Genomic DNA, 23,572 nt, shown 5'->3' on the forward strand with positions numbered 1-23,572 from the left:
TCACTTTTTCTGGCACAAGGCTATCATCGCACACGCTGGCGCACTGTCGCCCAGACGACAAACCTGCCGTAAACCCGCGCCAGGCAAGGCTTGCACGATTCTTACAGGGACGTTGCCCGACCCGCGCGCCCATGCCATGAGCGAACCCACAGCCCCGATTTCTGTCCCGGCCCCCGCCCCTGCCGCAGTCCTTGCCAGCCATGCCTGGTTCGGCGCACTGGCGCCGGAACACCAGGCGCTGGCCGCGCGTGAAACCCTGCTGCAATCCTTTGCCGCGTGCGCCTTCATCGCCCGCCGCGGCGAGCCCTCGCGCCACTGGATCGGCGTGGACAGCGGCCTGATCAAGCTGGCGGTGTACACCCCCGACGGGCGCGGCTGCACCTTCTCCGGCGTGCCCGCCGGCGGCTGGTGCGGCGAGGGCAGCGTGATCAAGCGCGAAGACCGGCGCTATGACGTGATTGCGATCCGCGACTCGCAGGTGCTGCTGGTGCCCGAGCCGGTGTTCAACACGCTGCTGGCGCAGAGCCTGCCGTTCGCCAGCTTTGTCGTGCGCCAGCTCAACGAACGCATGGGCCAGTTCATCGCCACCGTGCAGAACGACCGCCTGCTGGGCGCCGATGCGCGCGTGGCGCAGGCCATCGCCCAGCTGTTCCACCCGGACCTGTATCCGCGCACCAGCCCCGTGCTGGAGCTGTCGCAGGAAGAGATCGGCCTGCTGACCGGGCTGTCGCGCCAGCGGGTCAACCAGGCGCTGCGCCGGCTGGCCGATGCCGGCATGGTCCACCTGTCCTACCAGAGCATCCGCGTGACCGACCTGCCGCGGCTGCGCCATTTCGGGCTGTCCGAGCTGTAACGCCGCCGTCACCGGGGGCCGTGGACGATCAGACGAACGATGTCCGTGGCCTTGTGCGGCCCGTGGATTCCTGCGACAGTTACTGGCCGCATCCCCCCTGCTTCCGGGATTGTCTTCCGCATGCCGCTTGTCAGCCGTCACCACGTCCGCTTTGCCCGCCTGCGCTTCCCCTTTGCGGTACAGGTTCAAGCCCTGCACGGCCACGGCCAGCCTGCGCGACGCCAACGCGCGGCGCAAGGTACGTCCCGGCGACCCGTTCGTGGTGCACGCCTTAGCCCACTTCGACTGTGACCTGCCGGGCACCTGGCAGCACCCCTGCGCTATCGTCCCTGATGGCGGTCCCGGACAGCGAATGCCCCCGGCTGGCAGGCAAGCCCGCCGACAAGTCCTGGTCGCGCCAGTTTGCCAGCCTGATCTTTTCCCGACCCGACACTGACTGGAATGCAGGTAACCGTCAGCGGAACCCGCCTGTCATGCGTCCCGGTCAGCTCGTTGCGGGCGCCGGCCAGCGCGACCACCACCTGGTCACGCCCCTTCGACGGCGCCGCGTCGGTCACCGCGAGCGCGGCAGGCGCCGCACCCGTGGCCGCCGCAATCAATGAATGCTGTCTCGGCGGTCACGGTCAGCGGCACGGCAACCGGCTGTTCGCGCTCCATGCGCTTGCGCCACAGGCCGTAGGTGCTGACTGCCAGGCCCTGCTGCCGGCAGAACGCGCGGATGCTTAGCCCGCTGTTGTGCCACTGCGTCAGCAGCTCCCGCCAGAAGGCTTCGTCGTGCCGGTAATACGTAGCCCCTTCCCGCCCATTCCCAACCTCTCGTTGCTCAGCCACCGCCTCACTCCCGCATACCGTGAAGCCGCTACCTTCTCACTACCACTTGCTCCTCGCCAGACGGGTTCCGCTGACGGTTACTTCGTCGCCCGCTTCTGCGCACTGAATGGCATCAACGTCCGAAAATGCGCGGAGTTTTTGAGTGTGGAGCCTGATAGCAGCACGTCGCTTCCGATCGACGAAATCAGGCGCCTGGCGTCCGTGCTCGGTGAGACCGCGCCGCTTGTCGAAGACGTTTTCTCGCCTTCCATACGGTTCATCGATGTCGGCCGTTATGGCCCACCTCCCGATAGTCGCGAGCGACGTGCCATCCGCCAATGAGCTGGAGCAGCGGCTGGTTGATCGTATGCTGAATTTTTCCTGCGAGCAGGTATGCGGCGCTGTCAACCGGTCACCCTGCGCTCCGAGGACGGGGATACCAGCAGCCGCCAGGCCATCTATTGCCGCTTCACGAACTGTCGCCGCTTGCCTGTCAGAGCGGTTTATGGTGCACATGGCTGTTCTACGCCTGGGCGACGGCGGACCAGCAGCAATCTGCTTCATGTCGAAGCCGGCGCCGGACCTGTGGTCCAGCGCCGGCTGCAGGTCAGAACACGTGGCGGATGCCGATGTGCACGACGCTTTGGGTATGGGCAGATAGGGCGGTTGGGGAAAGGAAGTACAGCTGCGCACCGCCTTCATGGGCGTATTGGTACGTGTACAACGCGTACACGCTGGTGCGTTTGCTATAGGCGTACTGGGCGCTGGCGCCGAACTGGTCGCGCTTCCCCATCAAAATTGCGTTGGCAGCGCCATGATTGGGCTGATAGCGCGCATAACCAATGCCGAGGCTAAGGGGGGCGGTCAACTGGTAACGCAAGCCAAAGTCATAGACGTCGACCCTGTCATTCGTCAGATTCCACTCGCTACGCGTATACAGCGCATTGAAGGAAAGTGCCGTTGTGATATCCCAAGCGAGGCCAGCGCCGATGACGGTATATTTCCCGCCCGTTGCAGGGTCCTGCCGCATCGTGTAAGTGCCTTGGGCAGCCATGCCACCTCGATCGAACTGCGCGGTGGCGCTCACGGTGCGACCCGCGGAGGGCTGGCCGGGTTGCTCGCCAAGCCCGTACATGGCGCCGGCTGTGAATCCGCCCCAGTTTGGCGTTTGATACTTGACGGAATTATCCACGCGCCCTCCGCCGAGGCGATCAATGTCGGTGGAACTACCGTTGGCGCCGATAAATGCGCCAGCCGTCAGTGGTCTCAAATAGTATGCGCCCAGGTAGCGATTACTGCCATATCGGTTCATGTCGAACATGAAGTCGTACTGGCGGCCGAAGGTCAGCATGCCGGCGCTGCTCGAAGATAGGCCGACCCATGCCTGCCGGCCGAAGATACGCATGGCAGATGCAGAGCTTTGACCGAGCGTGCCATCATCTGTATTGACACCTCCCTCGAGCGCGAACACCGCGCGCCAGCCCGTGCCAAGGTCTTCATTGCCGCGCAGGCCGAAACGGCTGGCTGCGGTACCTCCTGCTTGCTCGCGCACATTCGAATGACCGCCGATGTCATTGACGTAGGCGATGCCGGTATCGATCAGGCCGTACAGCAGCACATCTGCCTCGGCGTTGCTTGCCCACATGGTCAAGGCCAGCGATGTGACGGCAGCAGTGACAGGTTTCAGCTTGGCGTGGAGCACAGTTGTTCTCTAGTAAGGGATTTTGGGTTGCGCATTCTGGAAATCGACGCGCGCAGACACCCGTTCCGAATGCCATTCGGCATCGGGTGTCGCACGAAACTGGTGGTGGGACGCGTGCAGCCGGCGCGTCGCCCGTGGGCGTTGCGCCGGTGCGGCGGGAGTTAGCGGTTCACCAAACGGCCTGGGATAGCCAGTACAATCACGGCGGCCAGTGCCAGGCTGCCGGCCGTCAGGTACATACCGACTGCGCCGCTGCCAGTGGTGTCACGTAGCCAGCCGACCAAGTATGGGCTGACAAATCCGGACAGGTTGGCCACCGAGCTGATGACGGCAATACCCGCAGCGGCGGCCTTTCCGCCGAGCAGGAGTGTGGGCAGACGCCAGAACTGCGCGAAGGCTGTCAGGATAGCGGCGGTCGCCACGGTGAGCATGGCGATCGCGAAAACGGTCTCGGTGCTGTAAGTCATACTGAGGGTCAGGGCAACGGCACCCACCAGCGCGGACATTGCCAGAAACGTTTTTCGATCTCGCCGCGCGTCGGCCACGCGTGCTACCCACACCATCGCAACAATGGCGGCCCCATACGGAATGGCGCTAAAGAGGCCAATGTCGAGCAACCCCTTGATACCGGCCTCACGGATTAGCGTTGGCATCCAGAAGCCCATCCCGTAGATACCCATGCCTATGCACAGTTCGATCAGGCACATCACCCACACCATCGGCAAGGTAAAAGCATCGCGCACGGAATGGCCAATCTGTTCTGTGTGCTCTGCGGTGAGATTCTGGCGCAGGCGCTGTTTCTCCGACTGGGTAAGCCACTGGGCATCGTCGATACGGTCGCGCAACATGATCAGGACGACAAGCCCCAGCAAGATCGTTGGCACGCCTTCAATCAAGAACATCCATTGCCACCCACGCAAACCGCCGGCGTCGTGAAAGGCCTGCAAGATCCACCCGGACAACGGACCGCCGACCACACCTGCTACCGGCACGGCAATGAAGAATAGCGACAAGGGCTTACCGATGCGGCTCGGTGGGATCCAGTAGGTCAGGTAGAGCACAATCCCGGGGAAGAAGCCTGCCTCTGCGACACCAAGCAGGAATCGCAGGACGTAAAAAGTAGTCGGGGTTTTTACGAACATCATCGCTGCGGAAAGAAGTCCCCAGGTGATCATGATCCGTGCGATCCAACGACGCGCCCCGACCCTGTGCAACACCAGATTGCTAGGCACCTCAAAAATGAAATAACCGAGGAAGAAGATCCCGGCGCCTAAGCCGTACACAGTTTCGCTGAATCCGAGGTCGCCTAGCATCTGCAGTTTCGCAAAGCCGACATTGACCCGATCCAGGTAAGCCATCGCGTAGCTTATGAACAGGATGGGAATGAGTTTCCAGGCAACTCTTCTGTACAGCGCCGCGTCTCTTTCCTCCTCGACGCTCGGCGCTACATCGGCAGGCGTGGCCTCTCGTGTTGTTGTCATGACGTCAGTCTCCTTTGTGGTCGGGCACCGGACTATTGCGGCGCCATTCTTCTTGGTTGCAAGTAATCAGAACATCTCAGGCTTGCGCGTTGCCGATTCGGGAGAAGCGGGTGGGCACTAGCAGCCGGTTCTCCATTCGCGCGATCAGCGGTAATACCTTGGCGGTAAATTCAATCCACTGCTGGTCTTGCGCGAGCTGTGCACGCTTTTCCTCCCGGTCGCCCATGCTGCAGAACTGCCACAGGTGCACCACGCCATTGAGCGTGCCAGTCTCTGTGGTGAAGTACGCAAGCGGGCTTCCCAGGTAGCGCTCCTGGATTGGCAAGCCCTCGACTTCCACCAATTTCAAGAAGTCACGAGTCTTGCCCGGATGCAGGGTATAGGTGCGTTCCTCGACGATCATGGTCATGCCCACATTGCGAGAGAACGGTCCGGCATGCGGCCGATGAAGGAGCCGATGGAGACGCGATCCACCCCCGGCTCGGGAATACCCGCGTTGATCTCATGCGGGTTGCGGGTATTGAAGATGACTACATCGCCAGCGGTGGGGGCGTACTCGAAAGCCGGTGCACCAGCCACAATGTCATGCGAGAGTCCGTAACTCTTCGGAATCTCACCTTCGACGAGCTCTGGTGTCCACGGTGCGTTGTGCACGGTCGTGATGCCGCCGAATTTCGGTTGCTCGGAGAAAAAATTCCAGCCAAGTTGCGCGTCGATATCGCGAATCGAATAGTCAGGCGTATTGAAGGGAGCGAAATCCGCATGCAGGTCCACGCCTTCCGATGCCAGGCGGATGATGCCGGCAAAGTAGCGGCCCATGCCGGGCTCCTCGGCGGCCCCGACCTTGTGGGGGTAGACCGCCGACAGCGTATCGATCAGCCGCTGCACAGGATCAAATGCGCGTGCGGTGACCTCTGCCAAGTCGGCATTGGCGAGTTTGACAGCGTCGAAATAGTCTGACTTGGGTCGATCCCAGCGATATTCGTACTGGGCCATGCCGATGTAGCCGATCCGCTTGGCGACGTTGTAGTACTTAATGTTCCCCTGTTTGGCGGACTGGGTGAATGCAGTACACTCCTCCGTTGTCGCGAAGCCCTTGATGCGGATCGCAGGAATCTTATTATTCAGTAGTGCCTCAAGGCTTTCGCGGGTCAGACTATGTTCGCGCAGGCTGGTCCAGGTTGCCATTTTTGATCTCCTTGGTGATGGGCGGCACGGGCCCGCGCCGCGAGCGGCATGTCGCAGCGGGAAGGGTGCGCCGTCATATTGGCGGACTATTCTTTCGACAGGGCTGCGAGTTGCTCCGGCGTGACCCATGTCTTGCGCGGCGGGGACTTGATCTCGACCTGCTCGCAGTCCTCCAGTGCTTCGCTGAAATGCTCCACGCCAACCGGATGCAGCCAGGATGTGCCAGGCTCGGCGATAAACTCCTTGCCGCCGATGATGAGTCGCAGGCGGCCTGAGATCAGGTATCCGATTGATTCGTGGTCCATGTGTTTGTGGACCGGATCAACTAAGCCTTTCTTGCGGTAGACGTGAAGGAATAGCATGTCGTCGCCCACGAGCATCTTGCGAACTTCGACATGGCCCTGTTCCTTGACGCCCTCGACCGCAGCGATCTGTTCTGGCGCAATATCGTCGCGGTTAGCGAAGTAGCTCTCGGATTTGGCAAGGATGCGCGATGTGTCTGTCATTGGAATCTCCTACTCTGAAATGGCTTGGGTTGAACGAACTTTGGTCGCGTAGTGCGAAGCTCTAGGTTTTCCTATTGATGTCCTTGGCCGGGCCTGGAATTGAACGCGGCCCGACCGAGGACGGCAATCAGATGGCGTGGCGCGAAGTTGGGGGCCGACGCAGAGGCATTCGGGCATGGCATCAGGTTGTCTCCTGCCATGGGGCAAGCCATGGCATTTCCGTCGCTGTCCTTTGTTCATAGGCCAGGAGGTGCTGGTGCAGTGCCAAGGTGGCTGCGATCTCGTCGGTACCGCTGAGCAGGCGTTCGGCGTCGCCCGCCTCCAACTGGAAGGGCAGGCGAGCGCCGTCGGCCAGCTTCACCAGGCGCTGGCGCACGTCAATGCCTATGTCGGTGGTTTCGGTGGCTGCCAATGCGTCGACGATTGCGCGGTGCTCCAGAGGTGCGACGGTTGCGGGAATGATTCCGTTGCGCAGGCAGTTGGAATAGAAGATATCCCCAAACGAAAGTGCAACGATGGCACGCACACCGCAATCGGCCAAAGCCCACACGGCATGCTCGCGTGAGGAGCCGCAGCCGAAGTTCCTGCCCGCCACCAGCACCGTGGCGTGGATGCATGGCGTGCCTTCGAAGCGACGAAATTCCTCAAGATGGGCCGTCCGCCAGTCCGCGAACAGGGCTGGGCCCAGACCCGTGCGCTTGGTCGTGCGGAGGAAGCGGGACGGATAGATGGCGTCGGTATCAACGTCGTCGCGGGCAAGCAGCAGGACGGGACCGGCTGCTGCGAAAATGGGCTCAGGCATATAGGAACTCTCGCGGGTCGGTCAAATATCCGGCGACCGCCGAAGCTGCAACGGCTGCGGGGCTTAGCAAGTGTGTCCGGCCACCGCTGCCCTGGCGGTTTTCAAAATTCCGGTTCGAAGACGATGCGCAGCGTTGACCCGGCTGCAGTTGATCGCCGTTCATTGCTACACACATCGAGCAGCCGGGGCCGCGCCACTCGAAGCCCGCGCCGACAAAGATGTCGGCCAGGCCCTCCGCCTCGGCCTGGTTTTTCACGGCGGCGGAGCCGGGAACAACCAGCGCTTGCACGTTGCGTGCCACGCGTCGACCAGCGGCGATGGTCGCTGCCGCGCGCAAATCCTCGATACGCGAGTTGGTGCAGGATCCAATGAAGGCTACATCGATGGGCACACCTTGGACGGCCTGACCGGCTTTCAGGCCCATGTAGTCAAGCGCAGCCTGTATCCGGTCACGCTCGGCCCGAGAGTCGGCGGCGTCCGGGTCTCCGGCGCGGCCGCCAAATGTGGTTGCGTCAGCGGGAGTCGTGCCCCACGTAAGGGTGGGCTCAATGGCGCTGCCGTCGATGCGGACCGTGGTGTCGAAGTCGCGCCATGAATCGGTTTTCAAGGATAGCCATTTCTGCGAAGCGCTTTCTGAAGCTGCGTTCTGCAGCCCCGCCGCATGCTCCCGCAACCAGGACACCGTGACTTCGTCAGGCGCCACCATACCGAACCGCCCCCCGGCTTCGATTGACATATTGCACAATGTCATTCGGCCTTCCATGCTCAGCGCACGCACTGTGCTGCCGAAGTACTCGATCGCGCTGCCGACTGCGCCCGCTGTGCCGATTTTCGCGATGATATGCAGCGCCAGGTCCTTGGCATAAACAGCCGGTCCAAGGGCGCCCGTCACCTCAATGCCAAGCGTGCGCGGTCGCCGTACCCAGAGGCTCTGTGTTGCAAGCACATGCTCGATCTCTGAGGTACCGATACCGAAGGCAAGTGCACCGAATGCGCCCAGCGTGGCCGTATGGGAGTCTCCGCAGACCACCGTGCAGCCCGGCACGACAAAGCCTTGTTCCGGTGCCGTGACATGGACAATGCCATGCCGACTGCTATGCAATGGGAAATACGGAATGCCGGCAGCCGCGGCGTTGGCGGCCAGCGTGTCGACCGCTTCACCGCAAGCAGCAGCGGGGCCCTGCAAGGTGGGTACGGAATGATCCGGCACGGCGATATGCCGGCCCGGAACACGCACTCGGCGCCCCGCCATTTGAAGCTGATCGAAAGCCTGTGCGCTCGTGACCTCATGCAGGACGTGGCGATCCACGTACAACAAGTCGCACCCGTCCGCCCGCGACGCTACGCGGTGGGAATCCCAGAGCCGCGAGAACAGGGTCGTCACAGCGCGTGCTCCCGGGCGTTGGATTGGATGCGATCGGTCGCGGCGAAGTAGTCCCGCAACCCCATCCGCTCATTGAATTGAGAGAAGGAGGCAAGAGCCGCGGTGTCGATCCTGCCATCGCACAACTGGCTCAGCGTTCGCCCGATGGCGTACGTGGCCGAGAAAAGAAGTGTCGCCGGATAGATGGCGATGGCATAGCCAATCTGCTGAAGGGTGGCCGGAGAAAGGTAGGGCGTTTTGCCGCCTTCGACCATGTTGGCCAGCAGCTTTTCGCCGCGGAAGGTGTCACAGATCCGCGCCATCTCCTCCTCCGACCGCGGGGCCTCCACGAACAGGATATCGGCACCGGCGCGCAGGTAGCGTTCACCACGGCGCAAGGCTTCGTCCATGTCATGGGTGGCGCGGGCATCGGTTCGCGCGATGATCTGGAGCGGGACATCACCGCGCGCATCCACCGCCATATGAATCTTCTCGACCATTTCCGTGACATCAGTGACCTGCTTGTCGTCCATGTGTCCGCAACGCTTCGGCGATACCTGGTCTTCGAGCTGGATGGCAGCCGCGCCCGCCCGGATGTAGTCATGCACGGTCCGACGTACATTGAGCACGCCCCCGAAGCCTGTGTCGGCATCCGCAATCAGAGGAACGCGTGTGACATCAGAGATCCGACGAACCTGATCCGCTAGCTCACTGCCCGTGATGAGCCCAAGGTCGGGCATGCCCAGTGAGGCCGCAGTCACACCATATCCGGTCAGATAGATCGCAGGGAAGCCTGCCTGCTCGATGAGACGGGCACTCCAGCTGTCGTAGGCTCCGGGCGTGATGACGATAGGGCTCTCTTCCAGCCGCTTCCGCAGCATCTTACCCCTGATTGTACACAGTGAATCGTTTGTAAGCATGTATGGCCCCTGTTTTCGCTTCCATCGTGTACAATCCTACGCAGGTGTTCGATGAAGTGCAACTTTTCTTTTGGGAAGAGAAACTGAAATGACTGACTCCCTGGGTTACCGTCGCAAGTACGCGGTGCTGATCCCTTCGACCAATACGTCGGTGCAGCCAGAATTTGATGCAATGCGGCCGCCGGGTGTAACGAACCACATCAGCCGGATCCGCATTCCCAATATCCCGCTCAGCGACAACGCTGACTTTCAGCGTCTGATTGACCTGATTGCCGCAGCGCAGGACGAAGCCGTTGACTCGGTGATGTCGTGCGAGCCGGACCATCTCGTGCTCGGCATCTCCGCGGAGACGTTTTGGGACGGCTTGGCCGCAAGCCGCAAACTAAAGTCCTACCTGGAGCAAAAGACTGGCCTGCCGGTGGCGATGGGATCTGATGCATGCTCGTTGGCGCTGGACGCCTATGGGGCCCGCACTATCGGGGTGGTCACGCCTTACCAGCCGGTTGGCGACGAAAATGTGGTTCGCTTCTTCGAGGAGTGCGGCTATCGTGTAAAGAAGATCAAGGGCCTGCGTTGCGCAAGTCCGGTGCAGATCGCCCACGTCCAACCAGAAACGCTTGCCGAAGCTGTCGAAGAGGTCAACGGCCACGATGTCGATGCCGTGGTTCAGGTCGGCACCAATCTGGCCATGGCATCGTTGGCTGCCAAGATGGAGCTGCAACTGGGAAAACCCGTGCTTGCAATCAATTCGGCTATCTATTGGCAAGCCTTACGAAGCGCCGGCATCAACGATAAGATCAGCGGCTTCGGATCGCTTCTTGAGAGGTTCTAAGCAATGAAAGGCAGCAACGGAGCCAAATCCACGGCCGGCGAAATCTATGGGCTTATCAAGGAGCGCGTTATCGATGGCGCTTTCGCGGCCGGCATGCGACTCACTGAAGACGGGCTGGCATTGGAGTTCGGTACCTCGCGTACCCCAGTGCGCGAAGCCATGCGTCTGCTCGTTAGTGACGGGTTTCTACACTTCAAGCCGAATAGCGGCACGTTCGTGCGTCATTGGACTGTGGACGAGCTGCGGGACGTCTTTGACCTGCGGTTGTTGTTGGAAAGCGAGATTGCCAATCTGGCTGCTACGCATATCACCGCCGAAGAGGTCGCCGAACTACAGCAAATCCAGGACGAAATCGAGTCGCAAGGCCTTGATATGAGCGAGGAAAACCTGACCCGAATCAGCGCACTGAACCGGGAGTTCCACAGGCTGATTGGGCAGGCGAGCCGCAATTCTCGGCTCGTCGGCATGCTGACCAATGCGATCGAAGTGCCAATCGTGCAGCGTACGTTCCGCCGGTATGGCTCACCGCAACTGCAGCGCAGCTTTCATCACCATCGCGAGTTGATCGATGCGTTCTCCACGCATGACGGCATGTGGGCACGAAGCGTCATGCACTGTCATATCAACTCGGCCAGGCAAGCCATGATTCGAGATACGCAATGACCAATACAGCGCTCCGACAAGACTACGCCGCTTCAGGCTTTGGTCGCTCTCTGGGCTTAGGGAGCCGCCAGGCGGTGATCATGGTGGATTTCGCCTGCGCGTATTTCGATCCCCGCTCGCCTCTTTTCGCACAGGCGGAAGGCGTGCGGCGATCGGCTATTGCTATGCTGAGGCACGCGCGCAGGATGGGGTTGCCTGTCATCCATACTCGCGTGGAGTACGATAGCGAGGGGCTCAATGGCGGCGTATTCTATCGGAAGATCGGAGCGCTTTCTGTCTTTCGGCAGGGCAACCCGCTTGGTGCTTTCGCAGAAGGGCTGGAACCCACTGCCGGGGAGATCGTGTTGACGAAGCAGTACGCCAGTGCGTTTTTTGCGACGCCGCTCGTCTCAACTCTCAATGCGCTACGCGTCGATTGTGTACTAATCGCTGGCATGAGCACCAGCGGCTGCGTTCGCGCTACGGCAGTGGACGCGATCCAGCTCGGCTTTATCCCTGTCGTGCTGGAAGACTGCGTCGGTGACCGGAACGATGCGCCCCATCAGGCTAGTCTTTTCGATCTGGCTTCGAAGTATGCCGACGTCCGCAGCAGCAGTGACGTATTTGAGGCGCTTCGGGGGCAAGGCTGACCCTGAGGTTCCCTCGATTCTTCGCCTTCCAGAGGCCCTTAGTTATGCAGCCACATCCCTGGTCTGCTGAGCATTGATCCAGTCTGCGGTTGTCGCCCCCGGCGGCGCTTGAGCTGGCATGTGCCAAGCCGTGGCGATTAGAATCTGTGACGCATGGCCACCGCCACACCGACCATGTTGTCTTTCCCGCTGCCGAGGAAGTAGCCGTTGGCGAAGCTGATGGCCGAGGTGTCGAAGTTGATGCCGGCGTTCTTCGCATAGGCGGTGGTCAGGTAGACGTCGGTGCGCTTGGACAGGTTGTAGTCCGCGACAAACGAGATCTGCCAGGGGTTCTTGATGTTGTTGGTGGCGCCGTTGGCGGCCAGGCATTTCTGCCGACCGCGCAGCGGCGGAAGCGTGTTTTCATGAGGAGGCCGTGAACGCTTGCCCGAACTGCCGCGCCCGCTTGACGTCGTCGGTATGCAAGTAAATCGAGGTGGTCGAAATCGACGCATGGCGCAGGTTGTCGCGCACGGCGCTCAGCTCGACGCCCTTGGCCAGGGCATGAGTCGCATGGGTATGCCTCATCCAGTGGGGCGTAGCGTGGCGGAGCTTTTCGGCCAGCGGCGGGTGATCGCTGGCCAAGCTTGCCGCGGCCAGCCTGAAGAACCGGCGCAGGATTTCCCACAGGCGCAGTGCGGTGATGCCGCCCTGTCCATCATTGCCGCCGTCCAGGCTGCCGACCAAGGCCGCGGCCGGATCCCACCGGGCGCGGCTGATCGGTAAGCCGCGCTCCTGCAGATAGCGATCGAGCGCGACGCGCGCCAGCGGTACCAGGGTGACCTTGGCTGGCTTGCCGCCCTTGCCGACGACATGCAGCCAGTGATCGCCAGCGCCATCGACTTCAACGTTGCGCAGCGTTGCCTGGGTCAGTTCGCTGATCCGCAGCCCTGTGGCATAGCCGAAGTCCAGCAGGAAGCGCAACCGTTGCGCCGCCGGCGCCGCCCATCCGTACGACCATTCGAGCCCATTGGCGATGGCCCGCACCAGCAGCCATTCCCCTTCCGTGAAGGCGTGGGTGGTGGCTACCGCCTTGACGTGGTGGCTGCCGCGCACCTTGATGCCGGCAAAGGGGTTGGCTGTGACATAGCGCTGCTCGACCAGCCAGCGGAACATCGAGCTCAGCACGGCGAGCGCCTGCGCCACCGAACGGGCCGCCAGGTTGCCCACGAACGGCCGCCAGTCGGGCGCTGTGCGCGGCCGCGGCGGTCCGACCCAGCGTTCACGCGGTGAGGGCTTGCGCAGGAAGGCGCGGTAGTCCGTCGCATCCTTGGTGGTCAGCGAGGACAGTGCCTTGCCGCGCGCAACAATGGCCCATAGGATCAGCCGTTCGGCCTCCTTGCGGTAGGCGCGCTGGGTGGCCGGGGTTTCGTGCAGTGCGAGCCAAGCCTGAATGGCATCGTAGTCGTTGTCCGCGCCCAGGATGCAACTGGACACGGGCGCGCGGAACGCCCCGGTGGAACCATTGACGTCCTGGGGCACGCGCAGGATCTCCCACGGGGCGACATCCGACCGCTGCCCGGCAACGACCAGAGCGCGGGCTCGCTCGGTGAGTGCCGAGTGCGCGGCAAAGAAGGCCTCGATTCGCCGGGCACTGGCCGGGCCGAGCCCCGGGATCGCGGCCCACCACTGCCGCCGGCGCGGAATGCGCACGGTGAGATCGGCCAGGGTCTGGATCCCTGCAGCGTGCAAGGCATCGACCGCGCGTGTCGGCAGCCAGTGTGCGACTTCGTCGCTGATCTGCGGCGTGGAACGGGGCAGCGTACGCAGCTGCTCGACCGCCTGCGTCGCGGCCTTGGCATGGCGCTGACGTTGATCTGCCGGGCATTCGAACAGCGCCGCCAGATCGGGGCGCTGGCGTTGGCGAGCGTACTGGGCGAGTTGCCGCCTGATCTGCCCGATGAGGCTGCGGGCCGACTGGCCCGCAGCGAGGTGATTGCCAAGCTGGTCGGCGAGGTAGTGCGCGGCGGCCTGTCGGGAGGAAGCACCCTCGTACCAGGCGCGCAGCGCGGCCAGTGCCGCCGTGTCGGGGAAGCCGTCGGGGGTGGGCAGGTGTCGGGGCATTTCGGCCGAAGAGAGTTTGGTACCAGAATGATAGTACAAGGATAATAACCCTTATCTCTGTATCAACGATGGAACGAGCTTCCCGTTGGCGTCTCCCGCGGCTGCCATCAGGCGGTTAGAGGGCCTGCAATACTCTGCCCACGAAGGTCGGCCTGCGGCGAATTCCCGGCGCTCAGCTGGCGGATCTGCGCCCGGATGGCTTCGGGATCGACACCGGCGTGATCGGCGGCCTGCAGGGTGGCACGGCTTGCATCGAGTACGCGCACCCCGTGATCTCGTAGCCGTAGCCTTGCGAGATCCAGTACAACGCGGCCATCCCGGCGGCCATGGCGAACGCTGGCTGCTTCTGCGCAAAATCCCTGGCCGCGCGCGTCAGCGTTCGTGGGTCGGTCGGACTGGTATTGGCCAGTTCGGTGGCCAGTTCGAACAAGCCAGCATCCTTGGCCGCGGCAAACCACTTACCTGGTGCCTCAGGAGACTGTGCAATCAGATCGCGCAGGATCGCTTCGTGCCCCTTGTGCGGGTACTTCCTGGCAATTGCCCGGAAGGTCGACAGATAAGTTGTACCCCGGTTGGCCTCGTGCGCATAGCGCTGGTAGGCCTCGTCGGCAACCCGATGACAGCAGGATTTCTTCACAAGCCTGCGCAATCAGTCCGTCCGGGCTGTTGAGACCGCGCGAGGCTTCCGCATAGGCGAGCGCTTCGGCTTTCCTGCCCATCGCGACCAGTGCCTTGACGGCCCACTGTCGGTCATGCCACCACTTGAAGGGGGCGCTGTCCACCAGCGCGATCAGTTGCGCGTGTCGTCCTGCCGCGTAGAGCGAAGCCAGGCAGATCGTGGTTCCCGCGAAATGGCCGCCGGCGCGCTCCCCCCAGATATGCTCCACCAGAGGCAGAAACCGGTCCGCCCACGTGTTCGCGATCTCTGGCATCACACAAAGCCGGTCCCACTCATCCCCCAAGGTCTCGATGTATGGGACGCCTTGATCTTGGCTCGCCTCCCATAGGCGCTCGAGCCAGCGCTGCCGTGCTTTGGTATCGATCGGTGCGGCGGCAATGATCGGTGCCAGCACCTCGATGGCTCGGTTCACCGCGGTGCCAAGCGCTCCGGAAGAGCTGTCGACGTGTTCCAGCGCGGGCGAAACCTTTTCCAGGAACTTGACAGCCCCTTCGGCCGCGAGGACCGCATCGGTACGCGCGACTTGCTTGATTTCAGCGAGCGCTTCCTTGATGCGCTGGATGGGCGCATCCGAGCGCCAGCCGAACGCATGGCGACGAAAGCGCGGGGAGAATTGCCACTTGTGGCCGCCTTGCTTCATATTGAATCGTCGTAATCGTCGTCTGTTTTGGATCGCAAGTCCTGCAGGGGACGCAGCGCGACGATCATCCGGTCGAGCATCATCACCCAGTCTTCCAGTTCCTCGATGACACAATCGGCTTGTTCCACCAGTGTCAGATCGTCGCTCGAATACGACAGGCTCGCGCCATTGATCAAGGTATCCGCCATGCCATGCAAGCGCAGCAGATCGTCGCGCAGCCCATCCGGTCCGCAGCGAGCTCGAAGCGCGTCGAATTGATCCACCGCTTGGTGGATGACTAGGGTATCGTAGCGCTGCTGCAGCGACTGCAACGCGTCGGCATCGACGGCGCCGTAGGGGGTCTCGATATCAGGCATGGCGTTTGGGCCTCCGGATAGAATGGGCCGGCCCCGCGAACAGGCTGTCGCGAATCCAGCTCTCGATACGTTCGAAGTCAAGCTCGTATTTGCCAAAGCGCTTCAGGTTGCTGGTGAGATAGGGGCTCAGGAAGGCGATATCGGCCGGATTGACCGGGATGCCTTCCTTCACCATCGCCCGCAACGCCTGCATCATGTCGACCGTGTTCTGCAGGATCGCGGCCGAGGCCATCAGGTCGTTGTAGCGCAGGCGCTTCTGTTGTTCGTCCGGATCGTTAACCGGCAGCACGTCACCGCCAAACGAGAACCATTTGGCAAAACCATTGTAGGACTCGACCTTGTTGGTGGTGGCGGTAATCTCCTGACGAAGTTCACCGCTGCCGATCCACTCGAGCAGGAAGATGGTGCGTATGACCTTGCCCAGTTCCTCTGCAGCCAAAGACAGCCGATTCTTCGGGCTGGCCGCACCGAACCGGCGCAGCAGCAAGGGCGACGACAGTGCGCCAGTCTGGATCGACAGCGTCAGTTGCATCAGGTCCTGCCAATGCCGCTCGATGAGGTCCCAGTCGACCGTTTCGGTGAACAGTGCGTCGATGTGCTGGTATTTCGTGTCGGCATCCGCCCGGTACAGCTTGAGATCCTGCCAGTTTCGGATGCGCGGCATCAACTTGATGCCCAGCAGGTGTGTGAAGGCGAAGACCGCCGCCGACTGGCCCTGGGTGTCGGCATGAACGGTATCTGCCTCGACGCTCAGGCCTGCCTTGAGAAGTCCCTCGATAACGTAGATCGCCTCCCAGATGCCTGGCGGGATGAAATGCCGAAAAACCGCAATGTAGTTGTCGGCCACATGCCGGTATGCCACCGCGCCCATCTTGCGGTACCGGAAGTGGTAACCGGCCAGCAGATTGTTGTCGTAGAAATCGTACTGGGTGCCGTCGGCCGCCACTGTCTTGCCGTCGCCCCAGTGCTTGGGCAGATCCAATCGCAAATAAAGCTCGATCAGCTCGCGCTGCGCGGTCTCCAGCCGCTCCAGGCTCAGGTGCCGCCGGTTGACGAACGACATCATATGCGGCGTGATCTTGTCGCCCATGTGACGGGCCGCCTGGGTGGGCCCCAGATTACAGCCCATCGCGAAGATGGTCAGCAGGTACCGCTCGGCAGCATTGCGGATCTTGGGATCGCTGCCGCTGAGCGGGCCGAAGTGCCGGGTGAATTGCGTCCAGTGTTCAATATTGGCCAGTACATCCAGCAGGTTACGCACCGGCAGGCGTTTCATCAGCGCTTTTTGCAGGGCGACCGCGCTCTCTGGGACGGCCGTAGCCGCAGTACGACGCACTACCAACTCGCCCGCCCTGTTGATGATCACATGCTCGGACTTCTCGGGGAAGCGCTCGTCCAGTTGGCGGGCCGTGTCCGTCAGCCACTGACGCAGTTGGGCCACGAAGCCGGCCCCGCTGTCGGGCATGCCGAACTTCTCGCAGTAGCTTGGCAGGCGCTGCTCACACTCGCGCCAGGGCAGCAGGTGATCCCGGTAGTCGGCGAAGGCGTCCGATCCAGCTACGCAAAGATCGCCGCTGCGCAGTTCCTTGGCCATATAGGACAGCACGCAGAGCTCCAGATAGCGCCGGTTGGTCGGGGTACCCAGATCGATCGGGCGGCGCACCAGCTTGCGCCAGCGTTCCGAGGCAAAGCTGATGTCAACGTCGACGGCAATCCATTCCCGGTGCAGCGACTCGTTCTCGAACACCGCGTCCAATGCCGTCAGCAAGGTTTGGGATTGCGTGGTCGATCCCCATGCCAGGGCTCGCGCCAGGCGCAACAGCACCGATCGATGCGCCTTGAAATGCCGCCACAGCAACGGAAGGTAGTTCTTGCCGCTGTAGGCCCGCACCTCGGCGCAGCTCTCGCGCAAGGGCTCGAGACTGCCTGTCGGCGCCAGATACTTGCGTACCTGTGCGCCCAGCGCCGCGTCGTCCCCGTGATCGTCAACGATGTTGACAACCCCGTCGAGCAGGTCCACGAGGCCTTCCATCTGTTCACGCTGCCGCGCCTGGATGAGCGCGAGCTCTTCCTTGGCCCGCTTGTGGATAGCACCCACCCGGCGGATGAACATCTCGGCCAGATCGTCGCGGGCACGCACACGCATTTGATGCAGCAGCGCCACGATCAGGGTATAGCGACGCTCGGGCAGCATCTCCTTCAGATTGGCCGCGTCCAGACTCATCGATTGCGATGACAGGGAGCGCAGCTTTGTGGCTGGCACGCCTTCCAGCGCACGACTGTAGTCCCCAAAGCCTTCGAGCCAGGTGAGATGTTCGATCAGCAAGGAGATGTGCTTGCGCGACGGCCGCAACGCGTAGCGCTTGATGGTGTTGTACGCGGTCTGGCGCTGACTGAATTCCCGTTTGAGGAGGCGGTCCAGTTGGGCCTTGTCGTCGTCCGTCAGGCGTCTCGCGACGCGCCGGAATAGCGCTGTTTGCGTGCGCGCATGGACTTGTTCCGCAATCGCGTCCAGCGTCGAGAATGCCGGCAGTTCGACCTGCTGCTGGATGAGGCTGTCGATGGTGGCATTGACGATGTCCACCGACTGGTCCATGGTCTCGGCCGCTTCCCGTGCCGCACGCACGGCGACTTCGTTGGCATCGGTGCCATAGTAGGACTGGATGCCGAGAAACTCCCGAATCGCGGCGTAGTGGCGAAACAACGCGACCGACCGGGCCCTGTCGTAGCCAAACTCGACCTCCGCACCGATGTCTGCGCTGGCTCGGACGTGATCAATAACAGCGACAGGAATGGAATCAAGGTTGGGGAAGTGGTGCATCTGCTGAAAGACCTTCAGCAGGACCAGCAGGCCCAGGCGAGAGGACTGCCCCCGCGCGTTTCGTCGCCCCCACTCCAGTTCTTCGATGTCTGGCGTATAGCAGGCCTGCAATTCCCCCGTCGAAAAGACCTTGGGAAAGCGCGGATAGGCGGTACGTTCTACGGTGGCCATGCCGGACTGAGATCTCCAATGGGCCGGCCAGTGTAGCGGAAGAGTCGCTCGACAGAGGGGTCAGTCTCTTATAACAATCAGATCTATAGATTCTGACCTATATAACTGAAACGCTTATGATAGGAAATCGGCCTTATCTTGGTCAGACCCGAAAGAAGACGGATCGCGCCAGCGCGTTGCGGGCCTCGCCCTTGTTGAGGCCCGCATGGGTGCGACGGCGCAATTGCAGGTCCTGTAACCAGTCCAGCGTGAACAATGTCCGCTCGATGCGGCCTAGCTCGCGAAGCGCCACTGCGAGGCCATTTTGTCGTGGGTAGCTGCCGAGCTTTCGCAACATCAATGAGGCGGTCACCGTGCCCTGGCGGATCGACGTGGCCAGGCGCAGGATTTCATCCCAGTGTGACCGGATCAGCTTCTCCTTGTAGGCGCTACCGATCATCGGAGCCAACGCCGGATAGTCGTCTGGGCTGCCGGGGATGTACAGCTTCGTGTCTGCGAGATCGCGGATCCGGGGCGCGAACCGGAACCCGAGCAGATGCATCAGGGCGAAGACGTGATCGGTGAAGCCGTTGGTATCCGTGTAGTGCTCCTGGATCCGCAGATCGGACTCATGGTACAGCAGGCCGTCGAGCACGTAGGTCGAATCACGGATGCCGACGTTGACCAGCTTGGAGTGATACGGCGCGTACTGATCCGAGATATGCGTGTAGATCATCCGGCCGGGTTCAGAGCCGTACTTCGGATTGACGTGCCCAGTGCTCTCGGCTCGGCCGCCGGCCTTGAAGCGCTGACCGTCTGACGACGACGTGGTGCCGTCCCCCCAATGCGCAGCGAACCCATGGGCCGACTGTGCATTGACGAGATCGGCCAGGCCCTGAGTATAGGTTTCGTCCCGAATATGCCACGCCTGCAGCCAGGACAGCTTGGCGTAGGTAGTGCCCGGGCAGGATTCCGCCATTTTGGTCAGACCGAGATTGATGGCGTCGGCAAGCACAGTCGTGAGCAACAGCGTCTTGTCGGCGGCCGGCTCGCCCGTCTTCAGGTGCGTGAAATGGCGGGTGAATCCGGTCCAACCGTCGACTTCCAGCAGCAGTTCCGTGATCTTGACGCGCGGTAGCATCAGCGCGGTCTGGTCGATCAAGGTCTGCGCCTCCATTGGAACGGCGGCGTCGAGCGGCGAGATCTTCAGGCCGGACTGGGTGATGATCGCGTCCGGCAGCTTGTTCGCGGTGGCTAGCCGATTGACGGTGGCCAGTTTCAGTTCCAGCAATCGGCGTCGCTCATCCAAGTAGCAGTCGCAATCAGTGGCGATCGGCAGCGGCAGCAGGCGACTCTGTCGGAGCGCGACGAACTTCTCGGCGGGCAACAGGTACGTCTCGAAATCCTTGAATTGCCGCGAGCCCTGCACCCAGATGTCGCCGGAACGCAAGCGGTTTCGGAGTTCCACCAGCGCGCACAACTCATAGTAGCGACGGTCGATGCCGTTCTTGGCGCGTACCAGCGGCTCCCAGCGCTTCTTGATGAAAGACGTGGGCGCATCGGCCGGGACTTTGCGCGCATCGTTGACATTCATCTTTCGGATGGTGTCAATGGCGGCCAGCAGATCCTTGGCGGCCGGCGCGGCGCGCAGCTTCAGGATCTCAAGGAATTCGGGCACGTAACGTCGCAGCGTCGAGAAATGGTCGCCAACCAGATGCAGGAAGTCAAACGCCTCAGGTTGGGCGAGCTGCTCGGCTTCGGTGACGCTCTTGGTGAAGACCTGCCAGGGCATCACCGCTTCAATCGCCTTGAAGGGATCGCCGCCGCGCTCCTTCGCCTCCAGGATGGCCCGCCCGATTCTCGAGTACTGCCGGATCTTGTCATTGATCGACTTGCCGGACAGATGAAATTCCTCGCGGTGCTTCTTTTTCGCCAGATTGAACAGACGCCCCAAGATACGGTCGTGTAGATCGACGATTTCGTCGGTCACCGTGGCGCAGGCCTCGACCACGATCGCGGTCAGCGTCGCGTGCCGGCGCTGCGGCTCGAACTTGGCGAGATCATGGGGCGTCATCTGACCGCCCTCGCGGGCGATCTTGAGCAGCCGGTTCTGGTGAACCAGTCGGTCGATCCCCTCCGGCAAGCCGACGGCCCGCAACCTCTTCAGGCGATCGATATGCTGCAACATCTGGCGGGAGCTGGCCTTGCCCGGCGGCAGCCGCAGCCAGGCGAGCCAGGTCAGGCGCCCATCCGGTCGGCGCTGCAGGAGATGATCGAGCTGTAGCCGGTGGTGTTCCGTGAGCGGCTCGGTCAGTATCTGGTAGATGCGGCGGGTCGCGCGCGTGACGGCCTCCGCGCAAATGCGCTCGATCACGTTCATGCCCGGCAGCAGCAGCGACTGCTGGCGCAGGAAATCGATCAACGCCGTGGCGAGGATGATGCCCTTGTCGGTTTGCTGCGCCAGCTCCGACAGCGACTGGACGGCGGCGCGGTAGTCGGCCATGGTGAACGGGCGCATGCGAAGCACGGTCCGCAGCTCCGCCTGGTGCTCCCTTCGGGTCTGATCGCGCCGCCCGTAGTCCGTCCAATGCGTCGGCGCAAGACGCAGTTGCTGCGCAACCCACTGCAACAATGCCTGCGGCGGTTCCTCGCCGGCGGCCAACAGGATGCCGGGATGGCGCATGTAACAGAGCTGGACGGCGAACCCCAGTCGGTTGGCGGCGCCACGGCATTGCCGGATCAGCGCATGATCCGACTCGTTGAACGTGTAATGACGGATGAGTTCGTCTTCGCTGTCAGGAAACGCGAGCAGGCTCTCCCGCTCGGAGGTGGAAAGGACAGTGCGGCGTGGCATGCCAGTGGTTCACAATGCGTCGGAATCCGCGGTGCCGGGGCACGACACCGGTTTCCGAGGGCGGGTTTCGGCCAAAAAATCAGCAGTCTATACGATCTATTCAGATAATCCTTCTTATCGTAATGGATCGGTTTACGGCCTAAACTGGCAGGCATGAAAACGCGCCAGACCCCGCCCCCCATCCCCAGCGTCGCCGAATCCCCCGACTTCCCCGATGAGGCTGCGCTTGCCGCGCTGCGCGCGTGGTACGCGGGCCTTTCGTCCCGCGCCGCGGTGGAGCGCTATCTGCCCCATGCCAAGGCGCCGGGCCAGTCGGCGCGCGGCATCCTTGGCCGAATCCGCCGACAGCTGATCGCGTTCGCGCAGCATCGCCAGCGTGCCGACCTGGCCGAACTGTTTCGGCGTCCCGTCAGCGAACGGCCGCAGTGCGCCAGTGCTGTGGGCCATGCGATCGAGGTCCTGCGTTCCCTTCCAGCCCCGCAGCCTCAGGTCACGGACGACATTGGGCTTTGGCTGGCACCCCGGGCCGTTCGCGCCCTGCGCGCCCACGGCATCCAGACGCTGGCGGACCTGACCGTGCGGGTGCCGCGCCGACGCCGCTGGTGGAGCGCGATCCCAGACCTGGGGCAGGCCAGCGCACGGCACATCGAGGACTTCTTTCGCGCGCACCCGCAACTGACCGAGCGGGCGCGCGCGCTGATCGTCACCACGTCGCCGAGTGCGGTGGTGCCGTGGGAGCGGCTGCATCTGCCGCACGAGGTGGACGGCTCGCGGGGCAGTTTCCGGGCGCCGCGGCAGGCCTGCACGCTCGACGCGTCCAACGACTACGAGGCGGTGCAGGCCTGGCTCGCCTTACATGAGGCCCCCACCACGCAACGCGCCTACCGGAAGGAAGCCGAGCGGCTGATCCTGTGGGCGATTGTCGAACGCGGTCGGGCGCTGTCGTCGCTGACGACGGAAGACGCCATCGCCTATCGCGCTTTCCTGCGGCGGCCGACCCCGCGCGAGCGGTGGGTCGGGCCACCGCGAGCACGCAGCGCCCCCGATTGGCGGCCGTTTGCACGAGCGCTTTCGGCCCGCTCCACAGCGTACGCGTTATCGGTGCTGGGCGCCTTGTTCCGCTGGCTGATCGAGCAACGCTACGTATTGGCCAATCCGTTTGCCGGGATCAAGGTACGTGGCCGCACTCGCGTCGCCGCCCTCGATACCTCCAGAGGATTTACCGAGGGCGAATGGCTGCTGGTGCGTACCATTGCCGACGGCCTGGAATGGTCCTACGGCTGGGATGCCTCCGCAGCCCAGCGCCTGCGCTTTATCCTGGATTTCGCTTATGCCACCGGCTTGCGCGCCAGCGAACTGGTCGGCGCGGCCCTGGGGGACATCCATGTGGATGAACACCACGACCACTGGCTGCACCTGATCGGCAAGGGGAGTCGGCCAGGGAAAGTGGCGCTACCGCCACTGGCACGCTCGGCGCTCGACCAGTACCTGGTGCAACGGGGGCTGCCGGTGACGCCGGCCCGTTGGGATCCCAAGACGCCGCTCCTCGCCAGCCTGGAGCAGGATAGCGCGGCCAGCATTACCGGGACCCGCCTCTGGCACGTGATGCGGCGCTTCTTTGGTCAGGCCGCCGATGTGATTGCACCAGACAACCCAACAGTGGCCGAGAAGCTGCGCCGAGCTAGCCCGCACTGGATGCGCCATACCCATGCCACACACGCTCTGGCCCGCGGCGCGGAATTGACCAGCGTGCGCGACAACCTTCGTCACGCTTCGGTGGCGACCACCTCAATCTACCTGCAAAGCGACGAGGTCAAGCGGGCACGCCAGATGAATCAGGCCTTCGCCGCTCGATAACCGGCGCTCGGCCAGGCCTCCCGTGGCTTAGCGTGCAATATTTTCCGTTTTCTGAAGCGACCCCAGAAACACCATCTCTCACGAGCGTGCCTCGGGGTCATCCCGCGGACCATCTCGCATGAGCAGCAGCACAACATGATTGACTCAATGCATTGACCAATCTACATCGATGCATTACATAAATGGCTACGTATTCATTTTATCGCCAGCGAAGGCCGACGGAAAGCGTTGATTGTTGTGCGACGCACCAGCCAGCGAGGGTCCGGTGATTGTTAGCGGGGAAATTATGGGCGATCAGCCGAAAAGTATTGCCCGAGGCCTGTCGGCTACCCCCAAGTGGAATGATCCGGTTCGTGAGCGAAA

17 protein-coding genes and 3 pseudogenes are annotated in these 23,572 nt (G+C 62.5%); 5 read left to right on the plus strand and 15 right to left on the minus strand.

Annotated features, from left to right (window positions below; genetic code table 11):
• The first annotated feature begins 136 nt into the window (after positions 1-136).
• Entirely contained in the window at positions 137-853 is a 717-nt protein-coding gene (locus LPA45_RS32660) for a Crp/Fnr family transcriptional regulator (RefSeq protein WP_140948976.1), read from the plus strand.
• A gap of 525 nt (positions 854-1,378) precedes the next feature.
• Here LPA45_RS32660 and LPA45_RS32665 read toward each other — a convergent pair.
• The 9 genes from LPA45_RS32665 to LPA45_RS32705 form a co-directional block, all read right to left on the minus strand.
• Entirely contained in the window at positions 1,379-1,684 is a 306-nt protein-coding gene (locus LPA45_RS32665) for a hypothetical protein (protein WP_181184355.1), read from the minus strand.
• 586 nt (positions 1,685-2,270) lie between these two features.
• Complete coding sequence (locus tag LPA45_RS32670) at positions 2,271-3,365, minus strand: porin (RefSeq protein WP_140948977.1); 1,095 nt, start codon at positions 3,363-3,365, stop codon at positions 2,271-2,273.
• Positions 3,366-3,526: 161 nt separating this feature from the next.
• Positions 3,527-4,846, minus strand: coding sequence for an MFS transporter (locus tag LPA45_RS32675; RefSeq protein ID WP_140948978.1), 1,320 nt, complete (start codon positions 4,844-4,846; stop codon positions 3,527-3,529).
• Between the two features lie 76 nt (positions 4,847-4,922).
• Positions 4,923-5,255, minus strand: coding sequence for an NIPSNAP family protein (locus tag LPA45_RS32680; protein ID WP_258234450.1), 333 nt, complete (start codon positions 5,253-5,255; stop codon positions 4,923-4,925).
• Positions 5,252-6,034, minus strand: coding sequence for a hypothetical protein (locus LPA45_RS32685; protein WP_140948979.1), 783 nt, complete (start codon positions 6,032-6,034; stop codon positions 5,252-5,254). The genes LPA45_RS32680 and LPA45_RS32685 overlap by 4 nt, the downstream gene beginning before the upstream one ends.
• Before the next feature lie 86 nt (positions 6,035-6,120).
• Positions 6,121-6,540, minus strand: a complete 420-nt coding sequence (locus LPA45_RS32690) for a cupin domain-containing protein (RefSeq protein ID WP_140948980.1) — start codon at positions 6,538-6,540, stop codon at positions 6,121-6,123.
• A gap of 181 nt (positions 6,541-6,721) precedes the next feature.
• Complete coding sequence (gene leuD, locus LPA45_RS32695; protein ID WP_140948981.1) at positions 6,722-7,342, minus strand: 3-isopropylmalate dehydratase small subunit; 621 nt, start codon at positions 7,340-7,342, stop codon at positions 6,722-6,724.
• Positions 7,335-8,726, minus strand: coding sequence for a 3-isopropylmalate dehydratase large subunit (gene leuC, locus LPA45_RS32700; RefSeq protein ID WP_140948982.1), 1,392 nt, complete (start codon positions 8,724-8,726; stop codon positions 7,335-7,337). Before leuC ends, leuD begins: the two co-directional genes overlap by 8 nt.
• Positions 8,723-9,625 carry an oxaloacetate decarboxylase gene (locus LPA45_RS32705; protein WP_140948983.1) on the minus strand — a complete coding sequence of 301 codons (903 nt, stop codon included), beginning with the start codon at positions 9,623-9,625 and terminating at the stop codon, positions 8,723-8,725. Before LPA45_RS32705 ends, leuC begins: the two co-directional genes overlap by 4 nt.
• 88 nt (positions 9,626-9,713) lie before the next feature.
• On the opposite strand from LPA45_RS32705, the gene LPA45_RS32710 reads away from it, so the two are divergent.
• The 3 genes from LPA45_RS32710 to LPA45_RS32720 are packed head-to-tail and all read left to right on the plus strand — an operon-like array spanning position 9,714 to position 11,749.
• Positions 9,714-10,457 carry an arylmalonate decarboxylase gene (locus LPA45_RS32710; RefSeq protein WP_140948984.1) on the plus strand — a complete coding sequence of 248 codons (744 nt, stop codon included), beginning with the start codon at positions 9,714-9,716 and terminating at the stop codon, positions 10,455-10,457.
• Positions 10,458-10,460: 3 nt separating this feature from the next.
• Positions 10,461-11,120 carry a GntR family transcriptional regulator gene (locus LPA45_RS32715; protein ID WP_140948985.1) on the plus strand — a complete coding sequence of 220 codons (660 nt, stop codon included), beginning with the start codon at positions 10,461-10,463 and terminating at the stop codon, positions 11,118-11,120.
• A complete protein-coding gene (locus LPA45_RS32720) occupies positions 11,117-11,749 on the plus strand; it encodes an isochorismatase family protein (protein ID WP_140948986.1) in 633 nt (210 codons plus the stop codon). Before LPA45_RS32715 ends, LPA45_RS32720 begins: the two co-directional genes overlap by 4 nt.
• 137 nt (positions 11,750-11,886) lie before the next feature.
• Here the strand turns inward: LPA45_RS32720 and LPA45_RS32725 are convergent.
• From LPA45_RS32725 to LPA45_RS32750, 6 genes and pseudogenes are all read right to left on the minus strand, one after another.
• Positions 11,887-12,111, minus strand: a pseudogene (locus tag LPA45_RS32725) (porin); the annotation flags it as partial.
• A gap of 40 nt (positions 12,112-12,151) precedes the next feature.
• On the minus strand, positions 12,152-13,852 hold the full coding sequence (locus LPA45_RS32730) for a phage integrase family protein (protein WP_367395348.1): 1,701 nt from the start codon (positions 13,850-13,852) through the stop codon (positions 12,152-12,154).
• A 107-nt stretch (positions 13,853-13,959) separates the two neighbouring features.
• Positions 13,960-15,171 (minus strand): annotated as a pseudogene (locus tag LPA45_RS32735) (hypothetical protein).
• Positions 15,168-15,527, minus strand: coding sequence for a Tn3 family transposase post-transcriptional regulator TnpC (tnpC, locus tag LPA45_RS32740; protein ID WP_140950829.1), 360 nt, complete (start codon positions 15,525-15,527; stop codon positions 15,168-15,170). Before tnpC ends, LPA45_RS32735 begins: the two are co-directional and overlap by 4 nt.
• The gene (locus tag LPA45_RS32745) at positions 15,520-18,519 is read right to left on the minus strand and encodes a Tn3 family transposase (RefSeq protein ID WP_140950828.1); all 3,000 of its coding nucleotides are present in this window, start codon (positions 18,517-18,519) and stop codon (positions 15,520-15,522) included. Before LPA45_RS32745 ends, tnpC begins: the two co-directional genes overlap by 8 nt.
• Before the next feature lie 151 nt (positions 18,520-18,670).
• Positions 18,671-21,352 (minus strand): annotated as a pseudogene (locus LPA45_RS32750) (Tn3 family transposase); the annotation flags it as partial.
• 153 nt (positions 21,353-21,505) lie between these two features.
• Here LPA45_RS32750 and LPA45_RS32755 point away from each other — a divergent pair.
• Positions 21,506-23,209 (plus strand): phage integrase family protein, encoded by a 1,704-nt coding sequence (locus tag LPA45_RS32755; protein ID WP_116322975.1) that lies wholly within the window; start codon positions 21,506-21,508, stop codon positions 23,207-23,209.
• Positions 23,210-23,572: the final 363 nt, after the last annotated feature.

It is taken from the genome of Cupriavidus sp. Agwp_2, from assembly GCF_040784895.1.
Taxonomy (GTDB): Bacteria; Pseudomonadota; Gammaproteobacteria; order Burkholderiales; family Burkholderiaceae; genus Cupriavidus.

Excerpts from the sequence above, each read along its gene's own strand:
- LPA45_RS32660 (WP_140948976.1), top strand. The coding sequence starts at position 137 with ATGAGCGAACCCACAGCCCCGATTTCTGTCCCGGCCCCCGCCCCTGCC.
- LPA45_RS32675 (WP_140948978.1), bottom strand. The coding sequence starts at position 4,846 with ATGACAACAACACGAGAGGCCACGCCTGCCGATGTAGCGCCGAGCGTC.
- LPA45_RS32680 (WP_258234450.1), bottom strand. The coding sequence starts at position 5,255 with ATGACCATGATCGTCGAGGAACGCACCTATACCCTGCATCCGGGCAAG.
- LPA45_RS32685 (WP_140948979.1), bottom strand. The coding sequence starts at position 6,034 with ATGGCAACCTGGACCAGCCTGCGCGAACATAGTCTGACCCGCGAAAGC.
- LPA45_RS32690 (WP_140948980.1), bottom strand. The coding sequence starts at position 6,540 with ATGACAGACACATCGCGCATCCTTGCCAAATCCGAGAGCTACTTCGCT.
- leuD (WP_140948981.1), bottom strand. The coding sequence starts at position 7,342 with ATGCCTGAGCCCATTTTCGCAGCAGCCGGTCCCGTCCTGCTGCTTGCC.
- LPA45_RS32705 (WP_140948983.1), bottom strand. The coding sequence starts at position 9,625 with ATGCTTACAAACGATTCACTGTGTACAATCAGGGGTAAGATGCTGCGG.
- LPA45_RS32710 (WP_140948984.1), top strand. The coding sequence starts at position 9,714 with ATGACTGACTCCCTGGGTTACCGTCGCAAGTACGCGGTGCTGATCCCT.
- LPA45_RS32715 (WP_140948985.1), top strand. The coding sequence starts at position 10,461 with ATGAAAGGCAGCAACGGAGCCAAATCCACGGCCGGCGAAATCTATGGG.
- LPA45_RS32720 (WP_140948986.1), top strand. The coding sequence starts at position 11,117 with ATGACCAATACAGCGCTCCGACAAGACTACGCCGCTTCAGGCTTTGGT.
- LPA45_RS32730 (WP_367395348.1), bottom strand. The coding sequence starts at position 13,852 with ATGCCCCGACACCTGCCCACCCCCGACGGCTTCCCCGACACGGCGGCA.
- tnpC (WP_140950829.1), bottom strand. The coding sequence starts at position 15,527 with ATGCCTGATATCGAGACCCCCTACGGCGCCGTCGATGCCGACGCGTTG.
- LPA45_RS32745 (WP_140950828.1), bottom strand. The coding sequence starts at position 18,519 with ATGGCCACCGTAGAACGTACCGCCTATCCGCGCTTTCCCAAGGTCTTT.
- LPA45_RS32755 (WP_116322975.1), top strand. The coding sequence starts at position 21,506 with ATGAAAACGCGCCAGACCCCGCCCCCCATCCCCAGCGTCGCCGAATCC.